27 protein-coding genes and 1 pseudogene are annotated in these 25,884 nt (G+C 73.8%); 14 read left to right on the forward strand and 14 right to left on the reverse strand.

Features of this window, described 5'->3' with window-relative positions; all coding sequences use genetic code 11:
• The first annotated feature begins 56 nt into the window (after positions 1-56).
• Complete coding sequence (locus FHU28_RS12495) at positions 57-824, forward strand: TetR/AcrR family transcriptional regulator (RefSeq protein WP_184683823.1); 768 nt, start codon at positions 57-59, stop codon at positions 822-824.
• Here FHU28_RS12495 and FHU28_RS12500 read toward each other — a convergent pair.
• On the reverse strand, positions 811-1,527 hold the full coding sequence (locus FHU28_RS12500) for a TetR family transcriptional regulator (protein ID WP_116509260.1): 717 nt from the start codon (positions 1,525-1,527) through the stop codon (positions 811-813). The genes FHU28_RS12495 and FHU28_RS12500 overlap by 14 nt on opposite strands.
• 44 nt (positions 1,528-1,571) lie before the next feature.
• On the opposite strand from FHU28_RS12500, the gene FHU28_RS12505 reads away from it, so the two are divergent.
• The gene (locus FHU28_RS12505) at positions 1,572-2,468 is read left to right on the forward strand and encodes an alpha/beta hydrolase (protein WP_184683825.1); all 897 of its coding nucleotides are present in this window, start codon (positions 1,572-1,574) and stop codon (positions 2,466-2,468) included.
• A gap of 97 nt (positions 2,469-2,565) precedes the next feature.
• Here the strand turns inward: FHU28_RS12505 and FHU28_RS12510 are convergent, their stop codons facing one another.
• Positions 2,566-2,844 (reverse strand): hypothetical protein, encoded by a 279-nt coding sequence (locus FHU28_RS12510; RefSeq protein WP_184690092.1) that lies wholly within the window; start codon positions 2,842-2,844, stop codon positions 2,566-2,568.
• Between FHU28_RS12510 and FHU28_RS12515 the strand changes: the two genes are divergently transcribed.
• The 3 genes and pseudogenes from FHU28_RS12515 to FHU28_RS32575 all read left to right on the forward strand — a co-directional run.
• The gene (locus FHU28_RS12515; protein ID WP_221453183.1) at positions 2,822-3,949 is read left to right on the forward strand and encodes a zinc metalloprotease; all 1,128 of its coding nucleotides are present in this window, start codon (positions 2,822-2,824) and stop codon (positions 3,947-3,949) included. The genes FHU28_RS12510 and FHU28_RS12515 overlap by 23 nt on opposite strands.
• A gap of 147 nt (positions 3,950-4,096) precedes the next feature.
• A complete protein-coding gene (locus FHU28_RS12520) occupies positions 4,097-4,690 on the forward strand; it encodes a hypothetical protein (protein WP_260412916.1) in 594 nt (197 codons plus the stop codon).
• 12 nt (positions 4,691-4,702) lie between these two features.
• Positions 4,703-4,960, forward strand: a pseudogene (locus FHU28_RS32575) (DUF6745 domain-containing protein); the annotation flags it as partial.
• A gap of 40 nt (positions 4,961-5,000) precedes the next feature.
• Here FHU28_RS32575 and FHU28_RS12525 read toward each other — a convergent pair.
• Positions 5,001-6,809 (reverse strand): hypothetical protein, encoded by a 1,809-nt coding sequence (locus FHU28_RS12525; RefSeq protein ID WP_184683828.1) that lies wholly within the window; start codon positions 6,807-6,809, stop codon positions 5,001-5,003.
• A gap of 17 nt (positions 6,810-6,826) precedes the next feature.
• On the reverse strand, positions 6,827-7,555 hold the full coding sequence (locus FHU28_RS12530; RefSeq protein ID WP_221453184.1) for a DUF899 family protein: 729 nt from the start codon (positions 7,553-7,555) through the stop codon (positions 6,827-6,829).
• A 93-nt stretch (positions 7,556-7,648) separates the two neighbouring features.
• Between FHU28_RS12530 and FHU28_RS12535 the strand changes: the two genes are divergently transcribed.
• Positions 7,649-9,052, forward strand: coding sequence for an NDP-hexose 2,3-dehydratase family protein (locus FHU28_RS12535; RefSeq protein ID WP_184683830.1), 1,404 nt, complete (start codon positions 7,649-7,651; stop codon positions 9,050-9,052).
• Between the two features lie 44 nt (positions 9,053-9,096).
• Here FHU28_RS12535 and FHU28_RS12540 read toward each other — a convergent pair whose 3' ends face one another.
• Genes FHU28_RS12540 through FHU28_RS12550 form a run of 3 tightly spaced genes read right to left on the reverse strand, consistent with a single transcriptional unit; the run spans position 9,097 to position 11,454 of the window.
• On the reverse strand, positions 9,097-9,573 hold the full coding sequence (locus tag FHU28_RS12540; RefSeq protein ID WP_225980486.1) for an SRPBCC family protein: 477 nt from the start codon (positions 9,571-9,573) through the stop codon (positions 9,097-9,099).
• 55 nt (positions 9,574-9,628) lie between these two features.
• On the reverse strand, positions 9,629-10,453 hold the full coding sequence (locus FHU28_RS12545; RefSeq protein WP_073827288.1) for an ABC transporter permease: 825 nt from the start codon (positions 10,451-10,453) through the stop codon (positions 9,629-9,631).
• The gene (locus tag FHU28_RS12550; protein ID WP_184689472.1) at positions 10,450-11,454 is read right to left on the reverse strand and encodes an ATP-binding cassette domain-containing protein; all 1,005 of its coding nucleotides are present in this window, start codon (positions 11,452-11,454) and stop codon (positions 10,450-10,452) included. The genes FHU28_RS12545 and FHU28_RS12550 overlap by 4 nt, the downstream gene beginning before the upstream one ends.
• Before the next feature lie 159 nt (positions 11,455-11,613).
• Here FHU28_RS12550 and FHU28_RS12555 point away from each other — a divergent pair, with 159 nt between their 5' ends.
• The 5 genes from FHU28_RS12555 (at position 11,614) to FHU28_RS12575 (ending at position 16,660) form a co-directional block, all read left to right on the forward strand.
• Complete coding sequence (locus FHU28_RS12555; protein ID WP_116509275.1) at positions 11,614-12,438, forward strand: SAM-dependent methyltransferase; 825 nt, start codon at positions 11,614-11,616, stop codon at positions 12,436-12,438.
• A 40-nt stretch (positions 12,439-12,478) separates the two neighbouring features.
• Positions 12,479-13,711: a class I SAM-dependent methyltransferase gene (locus FHU28_RS12560; protein WP_184683832.1), complete on the forward strand. Its 1,233-nt coding sequence runs from the start codon at positions 12,479-12,481 to the stop codon at positions 13,709-13,711.
• Complete coding sequence (locus FHU28_RS12565) at positions 13,708-14,460, forward strand: class I SAM-dependent methyltransferase (protein WP_311773573.1); 753 nt, start codon at positions 13,708-13,710, stop codon at positions 14,458-14,460. Before FHU28_RS12560 ends, FHU28_RS12565 begins: the two co-directional genes overlap by 4 nt.
• Entirely contained in the window at positions 14,457-15,443 is a 987-nt protein-coding gene (locus tag FHU28_RS12570) for an NAD-dependent epimerase/dehydratase family protein (protein WP_184683834.1), read from the forward strand. The genes FHU28_RS12565 and FHU28_RS12570 overlap by 4 nt, the downstream gene beginning before the upstream one ends.
• A gap of 101 nt (positions 15,444-15,544) precedes the next feature.
• On the forward strand, positions 15,545-16,660 hold the full coding sequence (locus FHU28_RS12575; RefSeq protein WP_184683836.1) for a nucleotide disphospho-sugar-binding domain-containing protein: 1,116 nt from the start codon (positions 15,545-15,547) through the stop codon (positions 16,658-16,660).
• 58 nt (positions 16,661-16,718) lie between these two features.
• Here the strand turns inward: FHU28_RS12575 and FHU28_RS12580 are convergent, their stop codons facing one another.
• A complete protein-coding gene (locus tag FHU28_RS12580; protein ID WP_221453185.1) occupies positions 16,719-18,473 on the reverse strand; it encodes a selenium-binding family protein in 1,755 nt (584 codons plus the stop codon).
• A gap of 473 nt (positions 18,474-18,946) precedes the next feature.
• On the opposite strand from FHU28_RS12580, the gene FHU28_RS12585 reads away from it, so the two are divergent.
• From FHU28_RS12585 to FHU28_RS12595, 3 genes are all read left to right on the forward strand, one after another.
• The gene (locus FHU28_RS12585) at positions 18,947-20,056 is read left to right on the forward strand and encodes a DegT/DnrJ/EryC1/StrS family aminotransferase (protein ID WP_184683838.1); all 1,110 of its coding nucleotides are present in this window, start codon (positions 18,947-18,949) and stop codon (positions 20,054-20,056) included.
• Positions 20,057-20,129: 73 nt separating this feature from the next.
• A complete protein-coding gene (locus tag FHU28_RS12590) occupies positions 20,130-20,675 on the forward strand; it encodes a pyridoxamine 5'-phosphate oxidase family protein (protein WP_184683841.1) in 546 nt (181 codons plus the stop codon).
• A gap of 85 nt (positions 20,676-20,760) precedes the next feature.
• Positions 20,761-22,104, forward strand: coding sequence for a cytochrome P450 (locus FHU28_RS12595; protein WP_184683844.1), 1,344 nt, complete (start codon positions 20,761-20,763; stop codon positions 22,102-22,104).
• A gap of 56 nt (positions 22,105-22,160) precedes the next feature.
• Here the strand turns inward: FHU28_RS12595 and FHU28_RS12600 are convergent, their stop codons facing one another.
• Genes FHU28_RS12600 through FHU28_RS12625 form a run of 6 tightly spaced genes read right to left on the reverse strand, consistent with a single transcriptional unit; the run spans position 22,161 to position 25,883 of the window.
• Complete coding sequence (locus tag FHU28_RS12600) at positions 22,161-22,703, reverse strand: EF-hand domain-containing protein (protein ID WP_184683846.1); 543 nt, start codon at positions 22,701-22,703, stop codon at positions 22,161-22,163.
• Complete coding sequence (locus tag FHU28_RS12605; RefSeq protein WP_184683848.1) at positions 22,700-23,593, reverse strand: class I SAM-dependent methyltransferase; 894 nt, start codon at positions 23,591-23,593, stop codon at positions 22,700-22,702. Before FHU28_RS12605 ends, FHU28_RS12600 begins: the two co-directional genes overlap by 4 nt.
• Before the next feature lie 26 nt (positions 23,594-23,619).
• Complete coding sequence (locus tag FHU28_RS12610) at positions 23,620-24,321, reverse strand: copper resistance CopC family protein (protein ID WP_184683850.1); 702 nt, start codon at positions 24,319-24,321, stop codon at positions 23,620-23,622.
• Positions 24,318-24,881, reverse strand: coding sequence for a hypothetical protein (locus FHU28_RS12615; protein WP_184683852.1), 564 nt, complete (start codon positions 24,879-24,881; stop codon positions 24,318-24,320). The genes FHU28_RS12610 and FHU28_RS12615 overlap by 4 nt, the downstream gene beginning before the upstream one ends.
• Positions 24,878-25,441 (reverse strand): flavin reductase family protein, encoded by a 564-nt coding sequence (locus FHU28_RS12620; RefSeq protein ID WP_225980488.1) that lies wholly within the window; start codon positions 25,439-25,441, stop codon positions 24,878-24,880. The genes FHU28_RS12615 and FHU28_RS12620 overlap by 4 nt, the downstream gene beginning before the upstream one ends.
• Entirely contained in the window at positions 25,434-25,883 is a 450-nt protein-coding gene (locus FHU28_RS12625) for an acyl-CoA thioesterase (RefSeq protein WP_184683854.1), read from the reverse strand. Before FHU28_RS12625 ends, FHU28_RS12620 begins: the two co-directional genes overlap by 8 nt.
• Position 25,884 lies beyond the last annotated feature (1 nt).

Raw genomic sequence — 25,884 nt, forward strand, 5'->3', positions numbered from 1 at the left:
CGTTCGATCAGCTTACCGATGTTAAGTTGCCTGTCCAATGACATAGAGTCGGCTGCATGACCACCGCGGAGCCGGGTGCGCCGACGACAACCTCAGCCGGGCGGGACAGCCGCGTCCCACCGCCGATATGGCTGCGTGCGGAACCCTCGCGCGCGCGACGTAAACCGCCGCTGACTCTCGGCCGCATCGTGGACACAGCGGTGACCGTGCTGGACGAGCAGAGCATCGAAGGACTGACGATGCGCTGCCTCGCCCAGCGTCTCGACGTGACGGCGACCGCGTTGTACTGGCACGTGAGGACGAAGGACGACGTCCTGGACCTGGCCGTCGACCGGATCTTCGGCGACGTGCCCGTTCCGGACGTGAGCGACGACTGGCTGGCGGACATCCGCGTCCTCGTCCGAGGATGGCGCGGCGCCATGCTGGACCATCCCTGGGCACCGGGGCTGGTCGGGCGTCCGATGCTCGGACCGAACGTCCTGGCCCGTACCGAGTTCCTGCAGTCGGCGCTGGTGCGCGGCGGCTGTAGCGGACTTCAGCTCGCGGTGGCCACGCGAATGGTGGCCAACTACGTCATCGGCGCCGCGCTCACCGAAGCCACCTGGCACCGGTTCGCGGACCCCGACGCGAGAGCCGCGGCCCGCGCCCATGTCGCCGCGAACGCCGGCGCCTATCCGACTCTCGACGCCTCCGGCCATCTCGACGGCGACCGATGGGACGACGACGTGCTGTTCGAGCAGGGCCTCAACGGCATTCTCCTGGCGGCGGCACGGGCAGGTGGCGCTGTCTCAAAACCTGTGTCGCGAAAACCTACCGAGTTTTGAGAACCCGGTAGATCGTGGCGCGCGAGACGTCGTATCGATCGGCCAGCTCGTCGACGCCGAGCCGGTCGGTCTCCCGCAGGCGGCGTACCTCCTGCGCGTCCGCGGCCGTCAACGCCGCCGGCCGGCCGCCGGCCCGGCGGGGCGTACCCGGCTCGGGAACGCCGCCCGCGGCCGGGTCCTCCGCCGCCAGCAGCGTGCGGACGCCGTCGAGGATCAGCCGCCGCAGCCGGGCAGGTGGCACGTCCCGGAACAGCACCACAGGATCGGCGAGCCCGGCGACCACCTGAGCCGCGCGTACGCGCTGGGCGAGCGCCGGCCGGGGGCCGCTGACGAGCGTGTTGGCCAGGGCGATCGCGGCCCGGAAGCGGTCGGCGACCGGCGCCTGCACGAGCAGCGTCATGTCGCGGACCAGCATGAGCAGCGTGTCCCGGTGGCGCAGGTGCACGTCGAGGAACGCCTCGATCGCACGCCAGCGCACCGTCTCCGGGTCGCCGGCGGCCTCCGCCTCGTTCAGCGCCTGCTCCAGTTCGTCGAGCACCGGGCCGGTCAGCTCGTGGAGCACGTCCTCCTTGGCGGCGAAATGGTAGTAGAGCGCGGCCTTCGTGATGCCGACCCGGTCGGCGATCTCCTGCATGGAGGTGGCCCGGTATCCGCGCTCGGCGAACAGGGCCGCCGCGACCGCCAGGATCCGCTGCCTCGTCACGCCGCTCCCTACCGCCGGTAAGTAAAGTTGCTATCATTCTGACCGTGGGTCAGGTTACTGCTGTCGACGTGTCCTTTGCGAGCAACGGTGGCCGGCGAGCCGGCCGCCTGTACCGGCCGGAGGGATCGCATCCGGCGCCGTGCGTCGTGATGTGCGCCGGCTTCGGCAGCACCGCGGACCGGCTGTCCGGCTGGGCCGAGGTCTTCGCCGCCGCCGGGCTCGCGGCGATGGTGTTCGACTACGGCAGCTTCGGGCGGAGCGACGGCGATCCGCGGCAGGTCGTCGACATCGACGGCCAGCTCGCCGATGTGCGCGCGGCGGTGGCCTGTGCCCGGGCCGACAGTGCGGTCGACGCCGACCGGGTCGTCCTGTGGGGCAACTCCCTCGGCGGCGCCCACGCGATCACCGTGGCGGCCGACGACCCGCGGATCGCCGCAGTGGTGGCGCAGATCCCGTTCAACGGGTTCCCGCGCCGCGTCGAGGGCCGGTCGACGGCGCAGAGCCTGCGGCTCACGGCCGCCATCCTGCGGGACGCGCTACGGGGCAGGCTCGGCCTGACGCCGCACTACATCCCACTCGTCGGTGAACCGGGCGAGATCGCGATCACCAACGCGGCGGAGGCCAAGGAGCACATCAGCACACTGGCCGGCGGGGACTCGCTGTGGCGCAACCAGGTGGCACCCCGCGCGACCCTGCGGATGATGCGTTGCCGCCCGGCGGACGCGGCGGCGCGGCTGACCGTGCCACTGCTGGTCTGCCTCGCCGCCGACGACGCGGAGACGCCGCAGGAGCTGAGCAGCCAGCTCGCCGAGCGCGCCCCGCGCGGGCGGCTCAAGGTCTATCCGGGTACGCACTTCTCCTTCTACACCGACCCGCGGACGCGCCAGGCAGTCGCGTCGGACCAGATCGCCTTCATCCGGGAGGCGCTCGCCCTCCCGTAGAGGCCGTCGACGGAGCTGGATCACCCGTCCGACGTCGCGGCCGGCCGGACGCCGTCAGGAGCCGACGGCACGACCGGTCAGGCCCGGGACGGCGCGGTCATGCCCAGGCGCGTTCGAGGGCCAGCGCCAGCCGCCTCGTCCACTCCTCGCCGGTGCCCTCGACTCCCGGGTACTCGTCGACGAAGTTCTCCCAGTCGATGCCCCACGTCAGCACGGTCTCGGCGGTGAGGGCGTCGGCCTTGCCGGGCGCGAGGGCGCGTGTACCCCTGCCGCCGCCCGTCCGGCCGTACCATCTCCCGGTGAAGCTCCGCCGTCGGCTGGTCGCCGTGTCACTCCTCCTGGCGGTGGAGGCGATGGCGTTCGCGCTGCTCGTCACTGAGTCCGTGACGGGTGCGATCGTCGCCGCCGGCCTCACCTGCCTGTCGTTGTGGCTGCATCTCGTCCTGCACGAGTGCGGACACCTCGTCGTGGCGAAGCTGCTGGGTCTGCCGGTCATCGCGGTCCGTATCGCGCCCTTCAACGGTTGGCGCAACGAGGTGTCGGTCCGGCCTTCGCCGTCGATGACGGCGTTACCGCTGCGGATGGTGCTGTTCTACCTCGGTGGCCCGCTGACCAACCTGTGCGCCGCGGCGGCACTCGTCGTCGCGTCGGCGTCCACCGGTACAGCCTTGACGCGGTCGACGTTGCTCGGCGCCGCGTTCGTCGGGGCGCTGCTCGGCGTGGCCAACCTCGTTCCGGGGCGTTCGACCCGCAGCGACGGCCACAACCTGCTCCGCTGGCTCCGGGCTCCGGCAGCCGCCCGTGACGGGCTGCGAGCGGGCTACTACCAGGAGGAGGTGGTCAGGGCACTGCGGGCGGTTGCCCGAGCGGGTGGTGACGTCCACCGGGTCGGGATTCAGGCTCGCCCCGGCAGCGATCCGCTCCTGGCCCTCGCTGCCTACCAGCAGAGGCTGAGCACTGCGCACATGCAGCCGGCGGAACTGGTCGAGGAGGCCGAGCGGCTCGCGGCGCTGGCTCGCGCGGGCAGCACCGATCCCGCGGCGGCCGCCGCCATCGGGCAGATGCTGAGCGTCCAGTTCGGATTGTGGTACCTGTACGCCGCGGTGGTGACCGGTTCGCCGGTGGCACGCCGGGAGGTGCGGGAGATCTCGGAACTCGCCGGGATCGCCGCCCGGACACAGCCGCGCGTGTTTTCCGCCCGGATCGCGATGAGCCTGGCTCATCTGCTCAACCAGCGGCCCGAGGATGCGCGATCGTTGCTTCTCGACGTTCGCCCCGGCACCGAACCGGCCGACCTCTGCGCCGTCGCGCTCCTGCTGCGGGCGGCCGCCGAGTCGTACCTCGGCAACCACGCCGACGCGGACCACCTTCTCCGCGCGGCCCGCGGCGACTACCCGCAACTGGCGCAGCTCGTGGGCGCGATCCGGGCAGCCGATCCGGCGCCGCCCCTGTTCGCGCCGCTGCCGGTGGCCGGCGCCTGACCTGATTGCGGGCCGGCTGCTGTGGCGGATGCCGTGGCGTCGATCGCCTTGCTCACGGCCTGACCGGAATTCGCTTGAGCGGCGCCGCGACGTGAGTCAGAGTCGTTCCATGATCTCCAACCGGAAGGGCGGCGACGCCCCGGCGCGATGAGCGCCCCCGCGCGGCGCGACGGCGCCGCGAAGACCCCGCAGACCGTTCGCAGCGGTGACCCGCACGACCTGTGGCAGCAGGCCGTCCGGATCCGCCAGGAATGGCTCGACCACGCCCTGTCCACGCAGCCGGCCGACAGGCCGGCCGCCGAGCGGTGCCTGACCGCCGTCTACGCGAGGGCGTCGCGGCCGAGGCCCCGGTTCGAATGGGTCGACTCGCCGGAGAAGGCGATGCCGCTGGTCAGCGGCTGGCCGAACCTCGACCACCTTTACGAACGCATCCGGGCGGCACGGCCGCCCCGGACACCTCTGCTGGCGAGCGACATCGCCATGATCGTCTCCCAGCTCCGGGGCGCGCTGGGGGCGGGCGTCGTGCACACCGATCCCGAGCTGTCACCCGCGCGTACGGGCAAGGCCAAGGTGCCGTGGCCCGAGCTGGCGCCGCTGCGGGCGCTGGACAGCGGCGTACCGCTCGCGGTCGTGCTGCACCAGGGGGTACGGACGGCGCTGCACCGGAGCCTCGCGCACGGGTACTACCTCCCGGTGCGTGCGGCGCTGGCGAGCGACGGCCCGGTGCCCGTGTGCTGGTAGGGGCAGCAGGACGCGTCGTGGATCGCCTACTACGACGTGCTGCGCCGGCTCGGCCTCGCCCGGTACGGGCCCGGCGAGGCCGATCACCTCGACATCTGGGCCGGCCTGGCACGCTCCTGCGGCTGGTGGTGGCCGGGGGAGGACGTCTGCGTCGTCGTGGAACGACCCGAAGCGGTACGAACCGAACCGGTGTCCGGTACGGCGCACGACCAGATCCGGCTGCAACCGGGCGGGTTGCGCTACCGCGACGGCTGGCAACCACTGACGTGACAGCGACAGCCGGCGACTCACATCCCGGCGCGGACGCGCCCTAGCCGAGCGGGCCGGTCACCGCGGTCACCGTACCCCCGGGCAGGAAGCCGGACCGGCCGTGCCCGCCGTGTGCGACCGGGCCGGGCAGCGAGACAGCTGCCGCCGCGTACATCCGGGCCGGTCCGGCGGGTGAGCCACCCTGCCAGGCCAGGTAGCCGGAGACGGTGGCGGGTTCACCGGGGAAGCGGCGGGCCAGCGCCGTGACGTACCGGGACACCGGCTCGGCGCGCGGATCGAACCGGAGCGCGAGCATCTGCCCGGTGGCGGGGCGAAGCACCCCGGCGGTGAGCAGCCAGGGGGCCAGGTAGGTGCCGAGCGCCGCGCCCGGCCCGCGCGCGGCGTCGCGGAGCGCCGCTTCCGCCGCGGCCCAGCCGGTGACCACGAGCGTCGGATGCCGTCCGGTCCCCGGGGGTACGACCCGCAGCCCGGCACGCCGCGCGGCCGCGGTGACGGCGGCGACCGCCGCGACGGAGCGGGCCGAGGAGTCGCCGACGACGGTGACGGCGCCCTCGGCCCGGGGCGCGAGGAAGGCCACGGTGGCGTCGAGGTCTTCGCGGTCGCCGGGGGAGAGGGCGTCCGCCGGGCAGTGTGACAGCGGCTGCGAGCCGCCCCGGAGCAGTGCGCCGAGGGCCGCGCTGACGCACTCCGGCCCGTCCGGGCCGCGCAGGTCGGGACCGGCGCCGCCGGCCGCTCCGGCGTCGAGCCGGACGACGGCGTCGCGTCCCCCGTACGCGACGTGCAGCCGGCCGGGGCCGGGCGGAAGGTGCACGACGGACCAGCCGTTCGTGGCGCCGGGCAGCCGGGTCACGGGGGAGAGCCGATCCGGCCGCAGCCCGACCGAGACGCCCTCGGCGCCGACGTGCACGAGGTTCCAGCCGGGTCGCTGCGGCACCACCATCAGCGGGATGCCCCGGTCGCCGTTGTCCACCGTGACGAGCAGCGGCGCGCCGGGGCGGCCGGGCGGCGCGGACAGCGCCACGGCGGTCGCGGTGACGGCGACGATGACGACAGCGGGCAGCACGACCGCCTGTCCGCGCAGCAACGTCCGGTCCGGCTGCCGTCGGCGTCGCAGGCCGGCGCCCAGGCCCGCCGCCCCGGCCACGGCGACCGCGAGGCAGACCCAGCGCGCCGGGCCGGCCCATCCGGGGCCTTCCGGGCCGAGGGCGCCCTGGCCGGCGCCGAGCCGCACCGCGCCGGCCGCCGCCTCGGCGGTGACGGCGGCGAGCATCCAGGGCGCGGCCCGGTGGGCGACGCGTCGCCGGGCCGACTCCGCGCCGAGCACTGTGGCGACGCCGCCCAGCAGCAACGCGGCGGCGACCCCGTGTCCGGCGGCGGCCACCGCCTCCGCGACTGTCGCCGTGGGCGGCGCCAGCAGGCCGGCACCGGCGGACACGAGCAGGGCCAGGGGTACGCCGACCGCGCGCCGCCCCGCGTACGGCAGCAGGGCGAGGCAGGCCGCCGCGAGTGCGAGCGTCCCGGCGGCGGGCGCGTCCCCGCCCAGGCCGAGGGTGAGCAGGTGCGCGACGGCGGCGGTCACCGACGCGGCGGTCAGGTGGCGTGGCGCCGGGGCGCCGAGTGGTCGCAGCAGCACCAGCCCGGCCGCGGTGGCCGTCGCGGCGAGTGCGAGCAGGCCGGCGAACGCGGTCGCGGCCGGCGCGACGCCGCCGCCGTCCGCGGCGTGGGCCGGCGCCGCCGCGAGCAGCGTGGCCGCCACTGCGGCGAGGGCCGCGCCGGCAAGCCGTCCGGCCGCGCGGGGCACGCCCCGGCGACAGTCGGCGGTACGCGGTGTCGTGGTGCGGTCGGGCACTCGTGGCTCCTCGGCTGTCACACGGGTCGATCGGCCGGGGCGGCCACCCGGGGATACGTGTTTGCGGCGTACCAGTCGCCGCGACCCTGCGGCAGCAGGTCGAGCACGTTCCACACCGGGGAGAGCAGGTCGATGCCGCGCTCGGCGCCGTCGACGAAGTTGGCCGGCTGGCTGTAGAAGTGCCGGACACCGTCGCCGGCACGGATCAGCACGCTGACCATCGGGCGCTGGTCGCCGTTCGGGTGCTCGGCGCGCAGGTCGGCGTTGAAGTCGGTGCCGTGGCTGGAGAGCAGCCGCAGGCCGTCCCAGCCGCGCCGGGCGCCCCAGGCGCGCAGCTTCGCCGCCGGGGCCTTGCCGACCACCACGAACGCGGCGTGCTGCTGGATGTGGTGCGCGACGCCGTGGAACCCGTCCACCCACAGCGAGCACATCGGGCAGGCGGCGTCGGCCTCCGGGTGGAACATCAGATGGTAGACGACGAGCGTGCGGTGCGCGCCGAAGAGCGCGGAGAGCCGGACGGGACGCAGCGGGCCGGGCGCGGTCAGGTCGGCCGGTCCCTCGGTGAGCGCGACGTCGGCCACCGGCGCGCCGGGTGGCAGCTCCCGCCGGGCGGCGGCGACCCGCTCGACCTCGTCACGCAGGCGGCGTTCCGCCTCGGCCAGGCGCAGCCGCGCCGCCACGTACCCGGCGTCGGCGCCGTCCGGCCACATCGGTAGCGGCGGCGGTCCGGTCCCGTCGTCGGTCATTCTCGTCGTCCTTCCTCGACCCGCGCCAACGCCGGTCATTCGCTATAGAATATAGAAGTGATTAACGGGTAGGCGTCGACGAAGGGGGTATGCGTGACGGAGACGACCGCGCCAACATGGCTGCCGCAGCACGACCCGCTCGCCACTGCCGACCCCGACGCCGACATCCACGAGTGGCTCGCCGGGTGGCGCCGCCGGGCCGGGATGCGCGTGGACGTGGTGCCCCTGGCCGGCCTGCGCGGCTGGCGCCAGGACGCCGACACCGGAGTCCTGGCCCACGGCAGCGGCCGGTTCTTCCGGGTGGAAGGGCTTTCCGTCGAGGTGCCGGGCGCGGCCGTGCCCCGCTGGGACCAGCCGGTGCTGCACCAGCCGGAAGTGGGCATCCTCGGTCTGCTCGCCCGCCGCGACGGCGACACGCTGCGGGTGCTGGTGCAGGCCAAGGCCGAGCCCGGCAACCAGGACGGCCACCAGATCGCGCCCACCGTCCAGGCCACCCGGAGCAACTGGACCGGTGTGCACGGCGGCCGCCCGGTGCCGTTCCTGCACCACTTCCGCGACCCGGACCCGCGCCGGGTGCTCGTGGACGTCCGCCAGTCCGAGCACGGGTCCTGGTTCCTGCGCAAACGCAACCGCAACATGGTGGTCCTCACCGACGAGGACATCGTGCCGCCGCCCGGGTTCCGCTGGCTCAGCCTCGCCCAGCTGCACCGGCTCCTCCGCCACGACGACCTGGTCAACATGGACACCCGTACCGTGCTCTCATGCCTGCCGACGGAGCTGACGGCCCGGGCGGCCGGCCCGGCACAGGACGCCTTCACGGCCGCGCTGCGCCGCTCCTGCCGGCCCGGTACGGGCAGCCGGCACCGCACCGGCGAGCTGCTGCACTGGATCACCGACGTCCGCAGCCGGACCGAGGTGGGCGCCGACCGGACGGCGCTGCGCGGACGGGCGGCGTGGCATCTCGGCGAGGTCTCCCTGCGTCACGACAGCGGACTGTTCTTCGAGGTCATCGGCGTGGACGTGGACGCCGAGGGGCGCGAGGTGGCGAGCTGGTCGCAGCCGATGCTGCGGCCCTGCGGCCAGGGGGTGGTGGCGTTCCTGGCCACCCGCCTCGACGGAGTGCTGCACGTGCTGGCGCACGCCCGGGTCGAGGCGGGCTTCGTCGACGTGGTGGAGCTGGCGCCGACGGTCCAGTGCACGCCCGCCACGCTCGACTACCTGCCCGCCGCGGCGCGTCCGCCCTTCCTGGACCAGGTGCTGGGCGCGCCGCCGGAGCGGGTCCGGTTCCGGGCGGTCCTCTCCGAGGAGGGCGGACGGCTCTACCGTGCCCGCAGCAGCTATCTCGTGGTGGAGACCGACGACGCCGACCTGGAGAGCGACCAGTACCGCTGGGTGACCCTGCACCAGGTCTCGGAACTGCTGCGGCACAGCAACTACGTGAACGTCTCGGCCCGCAGCCTGATCGCCTGCCTGCGCGGGCTGCTGGACGCCGCCTGAGCGGGCGGACCGGGCCGCTCCCGGTCCGCCCGCCGCCACGGCGGTCAGTCGCCGAAGCCGGCCGGGTGGGCGTCGCCCACCGCGTTGAGCAGCACACCCTGCTCCAGCAGCGCCTTGCAGGCGCAGAGCACCATGGTGAAGCCGCCCATGGAGTCGATCGCCTTCCCCACGGCCTGGTCGGCGGTGCCGGTGAAGCCGGTCTCGGTGATCCGGACCAGCGTCGTGTCACCCTCGCCCGGCAGGAACCGCCATTCGAGCTGGGTGGGGGACTCCGGGTCCCACTCGGCCAGGATGCGGCTGTTCTCCTCGACGTCCTTGACGGTCACCACCGTGGAGACGCCGTACATCTCCCAGTCCCAGGTGACTGTGGCGCCGGGCTCGAGCCGGCCGCTGCTCCTGGTGAACCAGAACTTCGTGGTCACCGCCGGGTCCGCGAACGCCTGGAAGACCTCGGCGACGGGCTTGCGGATGAGCATCTGCGCGGTGACGGCAGGCGGTTGGGTCAAACGGTCGCTGTCCACGGGTCAGCCGTGTTCCCTTCTCGTGTCATCGGCACTGCGTACAAACGGTGGCGGGTCAGGCCCGCCGGCGGTAAAGGAACATGGAGAGCGGCGCGAAGACGGCCACCAGCGCCGCGCAGCCGGCCAGCGCCGCGCCGACCTCACCGGCGGTCGCCGTGCCGTGGGCCAGACCGCGCGCGGCGGTGATGGTCAACGCGAACGGGTTCAGACCGACCACCGCCTGCAGCCAGCCGGGCAGCGTCTCCTGCGGCACGAAGAAGTTGCTGACGAACGACACCGGGAAGACGATCGCCTGGCAGGCGCTCAGCGCGGCGGTCGGTGACTTCAGGGCGAGCCCGAAGACCACGTACACCCAGGAGAAGGAGAAGACGAACACCAGGGTGATCAGGATCGTGGCGAGGACGCCGAGCACGCCGCCGTCGGGCCGGAAACCGACCGCGAGCCCGACCGCCACGGCGACCGCGCAGCCGACGACGTAGAGCACGTTGTTGCCGAGCAGCGTGCCGACGATCGCGGCGGGACGCCAGATGGCGAGCGCGCGGAAGCGGTCGGTCACCTCCCGGGAGTTGTCCAGGTTGACCACCGCGCCGATCCGCATGCTGATCATGATCCCGGTGAACACCACGATGCCGGGGATGTAGAACTGCATGTAGCTCGACGTCGAACCGGCCAGGGCGCCGCCGAACAGGAAGCCGAAGACGAGCGTGAACATGATCGGCACGCCGAGCGCCTCGAGGATCTGCGTCGGGTCACGGCGTACCTTCTGCACCGCCCGCCACGCGAAGGTGAGCGTGGACGACAACGCGCCGGGACGCGCCGGCCGCGCCGCGGCCAGCGCGGACACCCCACGGCCGGTGCCGGCCTCCACCACGCTGCTCACGCCGCCTCCTCGGTCTCGGTCCGCGTGCCGTCCGCCCGGTGCCCGGTGAGGGCGAGGAACACCTGGTCCAGGGTGGCGTGGCCGAAGGCGTACTCGGCCAGCCCGACGCCGGCCCCGGTGAGGGCGGCCAGCGCCCGGGTGGCCTCCTCCTCGGCCGGCACCTGCGCGGTCAGCTCCAGCGGGTCGGCGCCGGCGTGCACCGAGGCGCCCAGCGCCTCGGCCAGCATCCGCTCGGCCGTCTCCCGCGCCCCGGCGTCGCGCAACCGCACCCGCAGCACGCTCGAACCGACCGACCGCTTCAGCTCCACCGGCGTGCCCTCGGCGATGACCCGGCCGTGGTCGACGACCGCGATCCGGTCGGCGAGCTGGTCGGCCTCGTCGAGGTACTGCGTGGTGAGCAGCACGGTGGCGCCCTCGCCGACCATGCCCCGGACGAGTTCCCACACCTGGTTTCGGCTGTGCGGGTCCAGCCCGGTCGTCGGCTCGTCGAGGAACATCAGGTCGGGCGTCACGACCATGCTGCTGGCGATGTCGAGCCGCCGGCGCATGCCGCCGGAGTAGGTCCGGACCAGCCGGCCGGCGGCCTCCTCCAGGTCGAACGTGGCGAGCAACTCCTCGGCGCGGCGGCGTGCCGCGCCCCAGGAGAAGCCGCGCAGCCGGGAGAGCAGGACGAGGTTGTCCAGGCCGGACAGTTCCTCGTCGACCGACGAGTACTGCCCGGTCAGCCCGATCCGGTCGCGGATCGCCCCGGCCTCGCGCACCACGTCGTGGCCGAGCACGCGGACCTCGCCGCTGTCGGGCGGGACGAGCGTGGCGAGGGTGCGGACGATCGTCGTCTTGCCGGCGCCGTTGGGACCGAGCACCCCGAACACGCTTCCGGCCGACACGCGCAGGTCGACTCCGTCGAGCGCGCGCACCTCACCGTAGGATTTGCGCAATCGGGTGACCTCGATGGCGGGACTGTCGGTCTGCTGTGCGGACAAGCCAGCCGTACGCGACATTGTGTTCACAAACATATAGTAGCAGGACGTTTCGCTCCGGTCACGCCCTTGATCCGCGCGTCGCGCGTTCCTTTGCCACGTGATCCTCGCATGGACACTCGCCGGTCGATAGCTATAGCATTCTCAAGCAGCAAGTTGCCGCGAGAGTGAGGAGCGGACGTGTCCACACGCGAGCTGACCGACATCGACGAGGTGGCGGAGATCTACGACGACGGCGCCTGGGCCGTCGAGGTGCTCGGCGGGAACATCCACTTCGGATGGTGGGAGGACGACGACGACCGCACACCATTCCTGGAGGCCATCAACCGGTTCACCGACATCGTCGGCGATCGGCTCGCGCTGCGTCCGGGCGAGCGGCTGCTCGACGTCGGATGCGGCGCCGGTGAGCCGGCGATCCGGCTCGGCCAGCGCAGCGACGCCGACATCACCGGCATCACCAACAGCACTGAGCACCTCAAGCGGGCCCGGGAACGGGTGAACGAGTCCGGGCTGCGCGGCCAGGTCCGCTTCGAGCTGGGCGACGCCGCCGCGCTGAGCTACCCGGACGCCTCCTTCGACAAGGTGCTCGCCTTCGAGTCCCTGGTGCACGCGCAGGACCGCCGGCAGTGGCTCGCCGAGATCCGCCGCGTGCTCAAGCCGGGCGGCCGGCTCGTGCTCACCGACCTCGCCGAGGACGCCCCGCTCACCGAGCGGGACCGGCAGATCCTCACCGACTTCACACTCGCCCCGCCCGGCCCGCCGATGGCCGCGTTCGACCTGGTCCGCGACGCCGGCTTCGTGGTGGACGAGTTTCTCAGCTGCGGCGACAAGATCAGCCGCTCGTTCCCCGCGTACCACGAGCGGGTGCAGCAGCGGCGCGAGACGCTCGCCGCCGCGCACGGGGCTGAGAAGATCGACGCCTTCCTCGCCGAGATGCCGGCCGTGCTCGACGTCCTGCGCACCAAGGTCGGCTGCGTCGTCATCGCCGCTCACAAGCCGCGCTGAACCGGCCGGCGGCGCACCGGTGTCCGAAGGAAACAGGCACATGACCGCCCTCGCCGTCAGCGGCTGCCGGATCTGCGGCGGCCCGGTGACCGAGGTGCTCGACCTCGGCCGGCAGCCCCTCTCCGACGCGTTCCTCCGCCCGGCCGACCTCGCCGGCGAGTTCTTCTACCGCCTCGCGCTGGGCCGGTGCGCCGACTGCACGATGGTCCAGCTCGTCGAGGAGGTGCCCCGCGAGCGGATGTTCCACCACGACTACCCGTACCGCTCGTCGCTGTCGTCGGTGATGCGCGCGCACTTCACCGGCACCGGCCGGGAACTGCTCGCCACCGAACTGACCCGGCCCGGCGCGTTCTGCGTCGAGCTGGGCTGCAACGACGGGGCGATGCTGCGGACCGTGGCGCAGGCCGGCGTACGCCACCTCGGCTTCGAACCGTCCGCCGGGGTGGCCGAGCTGGCCCGCCGGCAGGGCGTACGGGTACGCACCGACTTCTTCGAGGAGAAGACCGCCGCCGACGTGCTCGTCACCGACGGGCCGGCGGACGTCATCTACGCCGCCAACACGATCTGCCACCTGCCCTACCTGGACTCGGTGCTGCGCGGGGCGCGGCTGCTGCTCGCCCCCGGCGGCGTCCTCGTCTTCGAGGACCCGTACCTCGACGACATCCTCGCCCGGACCGCCTTCGACCAGATCTACGACGAGCACTTCTACTACTTCACCGCCCACTCGGTACGCGCCGCCGCGGCCCGCTTCGGGCTGGAACTCGTGGACGTACGCCGGCTACCAGTGCACGGGGGCGAGGTGCGCTACACGCTCGCCCACGCCGGGGCGCGTACCCCGTCCCCGGCCGTCGCCGACCTGCTGCGTCAGGAACGGGAGCGCGGGGTGACCGGGGTGGAGGCGCTGCGCCGGTTCGCCGCCGACGTCGCGCGTAACCGGGCGGAGCTGGTCGCGCTGCTGCGCTCACTGAAGGAGGAGGGCCGCACCGTCGCCGCCTACGGGGCCACCGCGAAGAGCGCCACCGTCACCAACTACTGCGGGCTCGGACCGGAGCTGATCTCGTACGTCTGCGACACCACCCCGGCCAAGCAGGGCCGGCTGACCCCGGGCGCGCACATCCCGGTCCGCCCGCCGGCCGCCTTCGCCGACCCGTACCCGGACTACGCGGTCCTCTTCGCCTGGAACCACGCCGAGGAGATCATGGCGAAGGAGACCGGCTTCCGGGCCGCCGGAGGCCGGTGGATCCACTACGTGCCCACCGTGCGCGTACGGTGACGGCATCGGTGGCGCGCGGCTTCTACCGCGCCGGATACCCGGAGATCTACGACCTGGTGATGCGGCACCGGGGCCGCGACCACACGGCCGAGGCCGCCACGCTCGCCCGGATGGTCCGGCGCCGGAACCCGGCCGCCGCCTCGCTGCTCGACGTGGCCTGCGGCACCGGGCTGCACCTGGAACACCTGCGGACCCACTTCGCCCCGGTGACCGGGGTGGACCTGTCCGCGGAGATGCTCGCCCGCGCCGGTGCCCGGGTGCCGGACGTGGCCCTGCACGAGGGCGACATGCGCGAGCTGGACCTGGCCGCCGTCTTCGACGTGGTGGTCTGCCTCTTCGCGGTGCCGCACCTGCGCGGCGTCGCCGAACTGGAGCGGACCGTCGCGCGGCTGGCCGCCCACCTGACGCCGGGCGGCGTGCTGGCGGTCGAGCCCTGGTACACGCCGGAGACGTTCGTCCCCGGCTACGTGGCCCGCGACATGGTGCAGGAGCAGGACCGGGTGGTGGTCCGGCTGTCCCACTCGACGTGGCTCGACGGCGCGCGCGACCGCATCCGGATGACTGTGCACCAGGCGTACGCCGACCCGGACGCGGGCATCCGGCACGACACCGCGACGACCGAGCTGACGCTGTTCCGGCCGGAGCACTTCGCCGCCGCGTTCGCCCGCGCCGGGCTCGCCGCCGCGCACGTCACTGCGCCTCCGTTCCGCTGGGGCCTGTGGATCGCCCGGCCCGCAGGTGCCCGGTGACCGGCGACCGGCCCCGGGCGGTCGTGCTGGGCGGCACCGGGTTCGTCGGCGGTCACGTCGCGGACGCCTTCACCGACGCCGGCCACGACGTGCTCACAGTGGCCCGCCGCGCCCCGGCCGGCCGCCGGCACCGGTTCACCGCGCTCGACCTCGGCAGCACTGACCCGGAGACGCTGGCGCGGCTCCTGGACGCCGAGGGCCCGGTCGCCGTCGTCGACGCCACCGGCAGCAGCTGGGGACTGGACCCCGGCCGGATGGCGGGGCGCTGCACCCGGCTCAGCGGGCTGCTGCTCGACGCGCTGCGCCGCGCCACCTGCCGGCCGCGGCTGGTCCACCTCGGCTCGGTGCTGGAGTACGGCCCGCAGCCGGTCGAGCCAGCCGATCCGCGCCGTACGCCCGCACCGGACACCGCCTACGGCCGGGCGAAACTCGCCGCGACCCGTGCCGTGCTGGCGGCTACCGACGCCGGTGACGTCGACGCGGTGGTGCTGCGACTGGTGAACGCGCTCGGCCCAGGGCTGCCCGTGACCAGCCTGCTGGGCCGGGTCGCCGCCGCGCTGGCGCCGGCCGCGTGGTCCGGCGTCCCCGCGCGGGTGACGCTCGCCCCGCTGGAGGCCCGGCGCGACTTCGTCGACGTCCGGGACGCCGCCGACGCCGTGCTGGCTGCCGCCGGACGCCCGGTGACCGGCCGCGTCCTCGACATCGGCCGGGGCGAGGCGGTGCCGGTGCGGTCGCTGGTACGGCTTCTGGTGGAGGTCAGCGGGGTGCCCACGACGGTGGTGGAACGCGCCGGCCCGGCCGGCTGGCGGGCCGCCACCCGGTGGTCGTGTGTCGACCCCGCGCCGGCCGCTGCCGCGCTCGGCTGGTGGCCCCGCCGCGACCTGCGAAAGGCGGTCACCGACTTCTGGCACGACGAGCTGCGCCGGCAACCCGGCACCGGGGAGCCGGCGGCCGCGGGGAAGCCGCGACAGCGGGCGCCGTAGCGCCGGTGCGGGCGGCGAATCGACAGGTGGCGCGACCGGCGTCACCGGCTCGGCGGTACGGCGTCGACCGTGCCGCCTCGGCGACAGGGAGGGCAGGAGTCATGCGCGTACTGTTCATGCCGGGTCCGGCCATCGGCCACGCGTTCCCGCTGGTGCCGCTCGGGTGGGCGTTCCGCGCCGCCGGTCACGAGGTCGTCTTCGTCACCGCCGGTGACGCGCTGGCGGTGGCCCGGGCCGGGCTGCCGGTCCTGGACGCCGTGCCCGGGCGGAGCACCTCGGACATGCAGGCGCAGTTCATCAGGGACGTGCCGCGCCTCTTCGAGCCGATCGGTGCCGACCCGATCGGGGAGATGGAGGAGCGAAAGCCGTACATCGTCGCGGCCTGGGACCCGTTCGTCGACGCCCACGTCGCGCTCGGCGAATGGGTGCAGCCGGACCTGGTGGTGTACGACCCGATCTTCGCGGTCGGCCCGGTCGTCGCCGCCCGGCTGAAGGTGCCGGCGGTGGCGCACAGCCTCGGGCTCGCCCGGTTCACCCCCGACCTGCTGCGCGAGCTGCCCGGCGCGGTGGCGATGCGCCGGCACGGGGTGACGCTGCCCGAGGGCATCCGGACCGTCGACATCGCCCCGCCCAGCCTGGTCGAGGGTGGGCCGGCCGAGATCTCCATGCGCTACGTGCCGTACAACGGCGGCGGGGTCCTGCCCGGCTGGCTCCGGGAGCCGGTCGACCGGCCCCGGATCGCTGTCACCTTCGGCACGCTCGGCGGGCCGGACCGGTTCGCCGCCGGCATCGAGCGGGTACTCGCCGCCGCCTCCGAGCTGGACGCCGAGTTCGTGCTGGCGATCGGGGAGTCGGCGGCCCCGGCCGACCTGCCGCCCAACGTGCGTACCACCGGCTGGGTGCCGCTGAACCAGTTGCTGCGCGGCTGCGCCGCCGCGATCCACCACGGCGGGGACGGCACGACGCTCACCTGCGCCGCGCTCGGCGTCCGCCAGATGGTGCTGCCCGGCTCGCCGGACGAGCTGGTCACCGGCGAGCTGCTGCGCGCCCGAGGGCTGGCGCACGTGCTGGACTCGGTGGACGATTTGGGCGCCGCCGCGATCGACAGGCTGCTCACCGACGCGGAGCTGGGCCGGGTGACAGGTGAGGTGCGGGCCGAGATCGCGGCGCTGCCGTCCCCGGCCGAGGTGGTGCCCCGCCTGGCCGCGCCGGCGTGAGCCCGGACGTGCCGCGGCGGCGGGCGGCTCGTCGCCGCCCGCCGCCGGTCCGTCGTGCTCAGCGCAGTTGCGCGTCGGCCACCGCGAAGAGCAGCCCGTGCGGGTTCGCCTTGCCGGTGTCGCCGTGCGGCCAGCTCGTCCGGTCGAAGCTCACGCAGCGCCGGCCGGTGTGCTCGTCGCGGAACGCGCGGTCCTCGGTGAGCCGGCCCGCCGGGTCGACCAGTGCCATGCAGATCCGGGCGTCACCGTCGAGCCCGGTGGGGGCCACGAAGTAGTTCGAGGTGACCACCCGGGAGACCTGGTCGGTCTGGCGGAAGTGCTTCCCGCCCGCCATCGGCCGGAACGTGTCCAGCGCCCCCCAGTGCGGGCCGCCGAGCGTGGTGTCCACGATCGGCAGCGCGCTGACCAGCGCGGGACAGTCCGGCTCGGCGCCGCCGCGTACGGTCTCCGCGATCGTGTCGATCTGGCACGAGGTCCGGCTTCCGGCGGCCAGGAGCCGGCGGATGTCCAGCACGTACACCATGCCGGACTCGGCGTTGACGGCCGGTGAGTTGTTGCCGCCGAACATCACCGTGTGGAACAGGAAGCGGTCGTCCGGGCTCACCATGAGCCAGCTGCCGCCGTCGGCCGCGCTGGTCGGGGTGTCGCGCGGGTAGATCCGGCGGAAGGCGGTCGCGTCGTCGAACACCTGCCGCCAGGTCAGCTCCCGCTTGGTGATGTCCGGCGTGTAGTAGACCGCGCCCATCCCGGTGGCCACGAACGCGCCCTTGTTGCGGGGCTTGTTCGTCACCGCGGGCTCCATGGCCAGCATGCCCTCCCGGCTGAACTCGTCGTCGACCCGGGGCCCGTCGGGCAGGTACGACAGGGAGAGCAGGCGGGGCCGGTTACGGTCGCTGATGTCGTACGTGCGGACCGTGCGGCGCTGCAGATTGGGGTCGGTCACCAGGCCGGCGACGACGTGCCGCACCTCGACGAAGTCGCTGGTGACCAGCCGGTTCAGGTCCTCGCGCAGCGCGATGCCGTGCGGGTTGGCGCAGGTCGGCACTGGCAGCGCCGGCTGGTTGGGGCAGGAGACCGGGTCCTCGGCCTCCTTCTTCGCCGCCGGCATCTCGGCCAGCACCCGGCCGTCGGCGCCGAGCCGGACCACCTCGCCGGGGGAGCCGGCGAAGCCGTTGCCCACGCGGGTCTGCCCGTCGGAGTAGGTGCAGGGGCCGGCGACGTCGGGCCCGCCCATGTACGACCCGTACGCGGTGCCGTCGCGCAGGACGGTGAACGCGTCCGGCACCGAGCCGCACGGGGTGTCATGCGGCAGCGTCACGCCGCTGAGCGAGACCCGGGGCAGCCGGCTGACGTCGAAGACGAAGACGGTGTCGCTGAGCAGGCCGCCCGCGTACACCTTGTCGCCCTTGCGCCAGGTGTACTGCATGTGGTGCGGCTCGTTGCCGAAGACCGAGTCGACGGTGACGGTGTTCGCCACCCGGCCGTAGTCGGGTGAGCCGGGGGTGGCGTCCACGACGGCGAGGAAGTCGGGGTCGGGCTTGCCGTCGGGGCCGGGGGCGGCGTCGCCGGTCCACACCAGCAGCCACTGGCGGGCGGGCGCACCCGCCCGCTCGGCGGCCTGAGCCGTGCGGGTGAGGTGATTGGTGATCCGGTACGGCTGACCGTCGCTGCCGGTCACGGTCGAGGTGATCCGTCGCACGGACGCCCCGGCCGCGGCCGGGGGCGGCACCAGGCCGCTGCTGACTGCGACGAGCGCGATCACTCCGATGTGGGCGGCGCGCCGGAGCGGGCCGCGCAGTTGTCTACGGGGCATGGACGTCCTCCTGGTCACGTGCGGGATTGAGGCCGGAACATGCCAGGCGTCGCGGTCGGAGGGAGACGGAGAGGGCCGGAGAGCGGCGCCCGCGGCAGGGAGCCTACTATGCGAATTGCAACTGTCAATTGATGGGAAGTCGGCTGCGGGGAGATCCACTCCGCGCAATTTCCACCTGTCGACGGAGGGGCCACAGCGGTCGACGGCAGCCGATGTCGTGGCAGGTCAGGGCGGCGTTGAAGGCTTGCCCGGCAAGGTTTTCGCGCGCGCCTCGCAGGGCTGGTGTCAGGCCCGGGGCGGTGGCGTCGCGAAGGGAGCGATTCCGTCCGTTCGGGCCAGTGGGCGTGAGCCGGGGGTACCGATATCGGTTGACGAACGTGTAGCTGGCCGACGGGTCGGCGACTAGGATGCGAGGTGGTGATGCCGGGGTGAGGCACCGCGGCGACGACGCGTCCCCGGGGAGGTCCGCCGCCATGACCGTCGGAGTCTGGAACTACCTGGCCGAGTACGCCAGCGAGCGCGAGGACGTCCTCGGCGCCGTGGAACAGGTCTTCTCCTCCGGCCGCCTGGTGCTCGGCGAGAGCGTGCGCGGCTTCGAGCGGGAGTTCGCCGCCTACCACGGCGTACCGCACTGCGTCGGGGTGGCCAACGGCACCGACGCCATCTCGCTGGCCCTGTGGGCGCTGGGCGTACGCCCCGGCGACGAGGTGGTCACCGTCGCCAACACGGCCGCCCCGACAGTGCTCGCCATCGACGCGGTGGGCGCGGTGCCGGTCTTCGTGGACGTGGACGAGGCGACCTGCCTGATGCGCGTCGACCAGGTCGCAGACGCGATCACGGCGCGTACCCGGGTGCTGCTCCCGGTGCACCTCTACGGGCAGTGCGTCGAGATGGCTTCGCTGCGGGCGCTCGCCGCCGAGCACGGCCTCGCGGTGCTGGAGGACTGCGCGCAGGCGCACGGCGCGAGCCACCACGGCCGCGTGGCCGGGTCGCTCGGTGACGCCGCCGCCTTCTCGTTCTACCCGACCAAGGTGCTCGGCGCGTACGGCGACGGCGGCGCGACGATCACCGCCGACCCGGACGTGGAGCGGCGCCTGCGCCGGCTGCGGTACTACGGGATGGAGGACCGCTACTACGTCGAGGAGACGCCCGGGCGCAACAGCCGCCTGGACGAGGTGCAGGCGGAGATCCTGCGCCGCAAGCTGCGGCGGCTGGACCGCTACGTCGCCGCCCGGCGCGAGATCGCCCGCCGCTACGACGAAGGGCTGGCCGGCACCGGCCTGGTCCTGCCGGTCACCGCGTCCGGCAACGAGCACGTTTACTACCTGTACGTGGTACGGCACCCGCGGCGCGACGAGATCCTGGCGGAGTTGCGCCCGCACGGCATCGAGCTGAACGTCAGCTACCGCTGGCCGGTGCACACCATGCGCGGCTTCGCCCACCTCGGCTACTCCGACGGGTCGCTCCCGGTCACCGAACGGCTGGCCGAGGAGATCTTCTCGCTGCCGATGTACCCGTCCCTGGACGCGGACACCCAGGCCCGGGTGATCGACGCGCTGCGCAAGGTCCTGCGGGCCGGCTGAGGCTCCACGCCGGACACCGCAAGAATTGAGAATTATATAGCAAACTCCGCTCCCGCGGATCTACCATCTCGACATGGAGCCTTCCACTTTCAGCACCCCGGTCGGCGACTTCGCCGACCTCCGTGACGACTTCCTGCGGCTCACCACCGAGATCGGCTGGTGCACGGTCGCCACTGTGGACGGACACGACCGGCCGCGCAGCCGGATCATGCACGTCTCCTGGGAGGTCGGCGACGCCGGCCCGACCGGATGGGTCAGCACCTCCCGCACCCCGGTCAAGACCGCCCACCTCGCTCGCAACCCGTACGTCTCGTGCAGCTACTGGACACCCGCGCACGACGCCGTCTTCGTCGACTGCCGCGCCACCTGGCTGGAGCCGGGCGACACCAAGCGCCACGTCTGGGACCTGGTCGCCGCCGAGGCGACCCAGCGCGGCTTCGACCCGTACGCGGTCTGGCCCGACGGCCCCACCGACGCCGGCTTCGAGGTGCTCCAGTTCGACCCCTGGCGGGTCCAGATCACCCTTCAGGACCTGGCCAACGGCCAGACCATCGGTTCGTCGCGGGTCTGGCACGCCGCCGGACGGCCCGCGTCCACCGGCGCGCTGCTCTCCCGCTGATCCCGACCGGGCCGCCGTCGCACCCGGGCCGGCCCGTCACCGCCGACGCGGCGAGCCGCGCGGCCCGACACCGAGGGAACGCACCATGACCAGCACCCTGCGCACACCCGCGTCGGCGCCCGGCCGCCTGCCCGTGCTCGGGCACGGCCTGCAGATGAAACGACGACCCGCCGAATTCCTGCTCGAACTCCAGTCCGGCGAGCCGGTCGTCACCATCGCGCTCGGCAAGCGCCCGGCGTACGTGGTGAACGACCCGACCCTGATGCGCGAGCTGCTCCGCGACGGCGACACCTTCGTCCGGGGCGGGCCGATGACCGACCGCTTCCGGTCCATGTTCGGCAACGGCCTGGGCATCTCCGAGGGCGAGTTCCACCGCCGGCAGCGGGCGCTGATCCAGCCCGCCTTCCATCGCAACAAGGTCATCCACTACACGGAGCTGATGAGCCGGACGGTCGCCGGCAAGCTCGACTCCTGGCGCGACGGCCAGCGCCTCGCGGTCGAGAAGGAGATGGACGAGCTGGCCCTCACCAACGTCGTCGAGGTCGTCTTCGCCGGTGACCGGCGCCTCGACCGCGCCCGGTTCATGGCCGCGACCACCACCGTCCTGGGCGGACTGTTCCGCCGGATCACCGACGTGACGGGCGTGCTGACCCGCCTGCCCACCCAGGCCAACCGCGACTACGACGCCGCGGCCGAGTACCTGCGGGCCACCATCCGCCGGGTCATCGCCGAGTACCGCGCGGCCGGCACCGACCACGGCGACCTGCTGTCGATGATGCTCTTCGCCCGCGACGAGGACGGCCGGCCCGCGATGAGCGACGAGCAGGTCCACGACGAGGTGATGACGTTCTTCATCGCCGGCAGCAACACCATCGCCAACACGCTCTGCTGGGCGCTGCACCACGTCGGCGCGGACGCCGGCGTGCAGCGGCGGCTGCACGCCGAGGTCGACCGGGTGCTCGACGGACGGGCCGCCGGCTATGCCGACGTGGCGGCGCTGGAGTACACCCGCCAGGTGCTCTCCGAGACGCTGCGGCTGCGCACCCAGGGCCTGTTCAACAACCGGGTCACCGCCCGCGACGCCGAACTGGGCGGCTACCTGATCCCGGCCGGCTCGGACGTGCTCTACAGCTTCCACGCCGTACACCACAACCCGCTGATCTATCCGGAGCCCGAGCGCTTCGACCCGGACCGGTGGCTGCCGGAGCGGGCCCGGGGGCTGCCGCGCGGCGCCTTCATGCCGTTCGCCACCGGCGTGCACGGGTGCATCGGCGACCAGTTCGCCTGGACCGAGATGATCGTCTCGCTGGCCAGCATCGCCGCCCGCTGGCGGCTGGAGCCGGTGCCGGGCCACGAGCCGAAGCCCGTGCCGGCCATGACCATGCCCGTCGACGCGTTGCCGATGACCGCGCGCCTGCGTACCCGCTGACCGGCGGACGCTCGGCCGCCGGCCCACAACGGACCGGCGGCCGGGCGTCCGGTCGCCTAGAGCTCCCCGGCGATCACATTGCCCGGCGCGTCCGGGTCGGCGCTCAGGTAGAACTCGTGCGCCGCCCGGCCGTACTCCTCGCTGGTGAGGTAGCCGTCCCGGTCGGTGTCGAGCCGGTCGAAGATCCGCTGGGTCTCCTCCGACCGCATGCCGCTCTTGCTCTGCGCCGCGAACATCTCCGCGTGGTTGATGCGCCCGTCCCGGTCCGCGTCGGCCACGTCGAAGACGGCCAGGCTGAACGGCACCGCCGCGTTCGTCACGAACTCCGGGAACTCCGGCTTGTCGGCCCACGCCACCCACTCGGCGACCGTCACCCGCTTCTCGCCGTCCGGCCCGTCGCTGCCGCGCATCCCGCGCCACATCCGGGCCGCCGCGCCGTGGATACGCCGCCAGCCCGGCGAGTACGGCGCGACGCCGTACGTGTCGCACCAGATCTGGGCCATCGCGGTGATGTCCAGCCCGTCGATGACGCCGTCACCGTCGGCGTCGTACGAGGCGAAGACCTTCTCCAGCTTCCGGCGTTGCAGTTCGGTGGTCATCTCGGTCCTTCCGTCGTGATGGATGGGGGTCGGTGCGGGGCGACCGCGCGTACGGTGAGCGCGGTCGAGGTCAGGTCGACCAGCCCGTCCGGGCCCAGGCGCCCCCGCGCGGCGGCGGCCACCTCCGCCCAGAGCGCGTCCCGCCCGGCCGGGTCGAGCGCGTCGACCCGGCGGCGTACCGGAGGCGGGGCCACCGCCCGGGTGAACCGCGCGTACTCGGCCGGGTCGTGGAACCGGAACGGGACCGGGTACTCCTCGACCGTCACGTCACGCAGGCCGGCGTCGGTCAGCCCGGCCGCCAGCGCCTGCGGATCGCAGAGGCGGTACGGGCCGGGGGCGTCCGGTGGCCCGGACGGCAGGTCCAGCCGTCGCGCGAGCACGCCGTACCCGAGCGACATCAGCGGCACCCGCGGCGGTGGCGCCCACACCGCCGCGGCGAGCACGCCGCCCGGGACGAGGAGCCGGGCGATCCGGCGGAACGCGGCGTCCGGGTCGACGGCGAACATCAGGCCGAGCCGGCTGAGCACCACGTCGAAGGCGTGCGGCGGCAGCTCCACCGTCTCCAGGTCGGCGACGAGGAAGTTGACGTTGCGGCGGCCCTCGGCGCGGCGGCGGGCCACGGCGAGCATGGCGGGGGAGAGGTCGACACCGGTGACCGTGCCGGCCGGGCCGACCACGTCGGCGGCGCTGAGCCCCGGCTCCCCCGGACCGGTCGCGACGTCCAGGACGCGATGCCCCGGCCGTACGCCACCCAGGGCCAGCAGCCGCGCGGTGAGCGCCGCGCCGCCCCGCTCGAAGGTCTCCCACTCGCGGGTCCAGCCGTCGCTGACGGCGTCCCAGGTCCGCCGCTGTTCGGCCTTCACGGCGGCGGCATCTGTCGATACGGACATCGCTCCTCCTCCTGTGGTCCGTCAGGTCACCCGCCCGGCCGGGCCGGTTCGCGATCGGCGGGCCGCTCGTCGGCGTCCTCCGGTTCCCGCAGCACCCAGGCCCGCCGTCGCCCGCCCGGCCCGGGACCGGCCGGCGACCCGGGCGGGCCGTCGACGGCGGGCCGGTCACGCCGTCCACGCGCCATCAGCACGAGCAGGACCGCTCCGGTCACCACCGGCGCCAGCAACAGGGCCAGTCCGGCCGCTCCGCCCGTACCCCCGTGGTGGCTGCCCCCGGCGGGCCCGTCCGGCGGCGCGGTGACCGGCGGGGACACGGCCGGGGCCGCCCGCGGCGGGGCGACGAGCCCGGCGGCGACGGTGAAGGGGACCACGCCGGTGGCGGTCTGCCCGGTGGCGAGCTGGGCGTGGTAGCCGACCCGGTAGCGCCCGTCACCCGCGACCGTGACCGGCAGCTCGACGCCGTTGCCGCGATACCGGGGCGCGCCCGTCGCGGCGAACGCCCCGCCCGGACCGACCAGCCAGACATGGGTCCGCTCGCCGTCGAGCGGACCGTTGAAGGTGAGCGTCACCGCCGCCGGCGCCGTGGTCAGCCGGGCGCCGGCCGGCGGGTCGGTGCTCACCAACCGCGCCGGCCGCAGCTGCGCCGCCAGGGTCAGCCCGGCCAGGCCGAGCGCGAGCAGCGTGAGCAGTCCCGCCGCCAGCCACCTCAGCCCCGGCCCGCGCCTCACCGGACTTCGGCCACCCGGCGGCAACTGCACCGCATCCGGGCCAGCTCGTCGGCGAGCGGCGTGCGGTGCAGGTACATCGCCACCACCATCGGCAGGAACACCACCGCGTTGTAGAACAGGTGCAGCTCCACCCGGGGCGCCACCAGTTGCAGCAGGCTCGTCGGCACCGGCTGCCCGGCCAGGTTGCTGCCGGTGAGCGACTGCACCAGCAGCAGCAGGTGCTCCAGGTGGTGCCACACCTGGATCAGCAGCGCCGCCGTCCACCAGGTCCGGGCGCGGCCGACGAAGCCGCCGCGCAGCATCCAGAAACCGGCGAGCATGACGAGCGCGTACCCGTAGTGCAGCCACTCGCTCTCCACGAGCCACGGGAACGGCATGCCGAGCACGCCCCGGGCCTCCGGCCGGGACCAGCCGAACACCCAGATCTGGGCGGCCTGCACCAGGTGCTCGGCCCAGTGTGCGATGACGACGACGAGGAAGATCTGCAGGGCCGCCCGGTGCCGGCTGCCGTTCAGATCGAGCCCCGAAGCGCCGGCGTCGCGCTTCTCCGACAGGGTCACTGCGCCTCCTTCAAAAGCGGTTGGATGTGCCGGCGGCCGGCGGCCGGGTGGGGTTTCCCGTACCTGTCGAACCGGCCCCGCCGGAAGATCAGGGCGTCGCTGTCGGCGGCCGTGCGCGCGGCGACCAACCGGCCCACCACGATCACGTGGTCGCCGCCGTCGTGGCAGCGCCACGGCCGGCACTCCAGCCAGGCCAGCGCCCCGTGCAGCAGCGGCGCGCCGGTCTGCTCGCCCGGCGACCAGCCGACAGTGGTGAACTGCGCGCGCCCGGGCCGCCGGCGCCGGTCGGCGAAGTGCCGGGCCAGGTGTTCCTGACCGGCCGCCAGGACGGAGATGCCGAACCCGTCCGCGTCGGCCAGGCAGGCGGACATCAGGCTGTCGCGGCTCACGCAGAGCAGCACCAGCGGCGGGTCCAGCGAGACCGAGGTGAACGAGTTCGCGGTCATCCCGTGCGGCAGCGGACCACCCACCGTCAGCACCGTCACGCCGGTGACGAACTCGCCGAGCACCGCACGCAGCGCCGCGGCGGCCGGCGGCGCGCCCACGGCCCGCTCAGGCACGACCGGACACCCCCTCGGCCGCCCGGTACGGCGCCAGTGCCCGCACCAGCGGCGGCGGCACGCGGGTCGGCACCACCTGCCCGGCGACCTCCCGCATGCAGGCGATCCGCTGGTGGCCACGGGCCACCGGGACCAGCCCGCCCGTGCCGTCACGCAGGTAGTCGAAGGCCAGGCCGAGCTGCGTCTGGGTCAGCTCGGTCAGGCTCATCCGGATGCGCAGCTCGTCGAAGGCGTCGAGCTCGGCGAGGTACTCGCAGTCCACCCGCAGCGTGAACAGCTTCAACCCGGCGCGCAGGTCGTCTACCACCGCCGGGGCGTGCTCGCGCAGGAACATCTCCCGGCAGCGGCCCTGCCAACGCAGGTAGTTGACGTAGTAGACGTTGCCGACGAGGTTCGTCTCCTCGAACCCGACCACGTGGCGGTACTCGTACCAGGCGGACACG

It is taken from the genome of Micromonospora echinospora, assembly GCF_014203425.1.
GTDB lineage: Bacteria > Actinomycetota > Actinomycetes > Mycobacteriales > Micromonosporaceae > Micromonospora > Micromonospora echinospora_A.

Excerpts from the sequence above, each read along its gene's own strand:
- FHU28_RS12600 (WP_184683846.1), bottom strand. The coding sequence starts at position 22,703 with ATGACCACCGAACTGCAACGCCGGAAGCTGGAGAAGGTCTTCGCCTCG.
- FHU28_RS12530 (WP_221453184.1), bottom strand. The coding sequence starts at position 7,555 with ATGACCGACGACGGGACCGGACCGCCGCCGCTACCGATGTGGCCGGAC.
- FHU28_RS12575 (WP_184683836.1), top strand. The coding sequence starts at position 15,545 with ATGCGCGTACTGTTCATGCCGGGTCCGGCCATCGGCCACGCGTTCCCG.
- FHU28_RS12595 (WP_184683844.1), top strand. The coding sequence starts at position 20,761 with ATGACCAGCACCCTGCGCACACCCGCGTCGGCGCCCGGCCGCCTGCCC.
- FHU28_RS12520 (WP_260412916.1), top strand. The coding sequence starts at position 4,097 with ATGAGCGCCCCCGCGCGGCGCGACGGCGCCGCGAAGACCCCGCAGACC.
- FHU28_RS12590 (WP_184683841.1), top strand. The coding sequence starts at position 20,130 with ATGGAGCCTTCCACTTTCAGCACCCCGGTCGGCGACTTCGCCGACCTC.
- FHU28_RS12550 (WP_184689472.1), bottom strand. The coding sequence starts at position 11,454 with ATGTCGCGTACGGCTGGCTTGTCCGCACAGCAGACCGACAGTCCCGCC.
- FHU28_RS12605 (WP_184683848.1), bottom strand. The coding sequence starts at position 23,593 with ATGTCCGTATCGACAGATGCCGCCGCCGTGAAGGCCGAACAGCGGCGG.
- FHU28_RS12560 (WP_184683832.1), top strand. The coding sequence starts at position 12,479 with ATGACCGCCCTCGCCGTCAGCGGCTGCCGGATCTGCGGCGGCCCGGTG.
- FHU28_RS12580 (WP_221453185.1), bottom strand. The coding sequence starts at position 18,473 with ATGCCCCGTAGACAACTGCGCGGCCCGCTCCGGCGCGCCGCCCACATC.
- FHU28_RS12515 (WP_221453183.1), top strand. The coding sequence starts at position 2,822 with ATGGCGTTCGCGCTGCTCGTCACTGAGTCCGTGACGGGTGCGATCGTC.
- FHU28_RS12495 (WP_184683823.1), top strand. The coding sequence starts at position 57 with ATGACCACCGCGGAGCCGGGTGCGCCGACGACAACCTCAGCCGGGCGG.
- FHU28_RS12585 (WP_184683838.1), top strand. The coding sequence starts at position 18,947 with ATGACCGTCGGAGTCTGGAACTACCTGGCCGAGTACGCCAGCGAGCGC.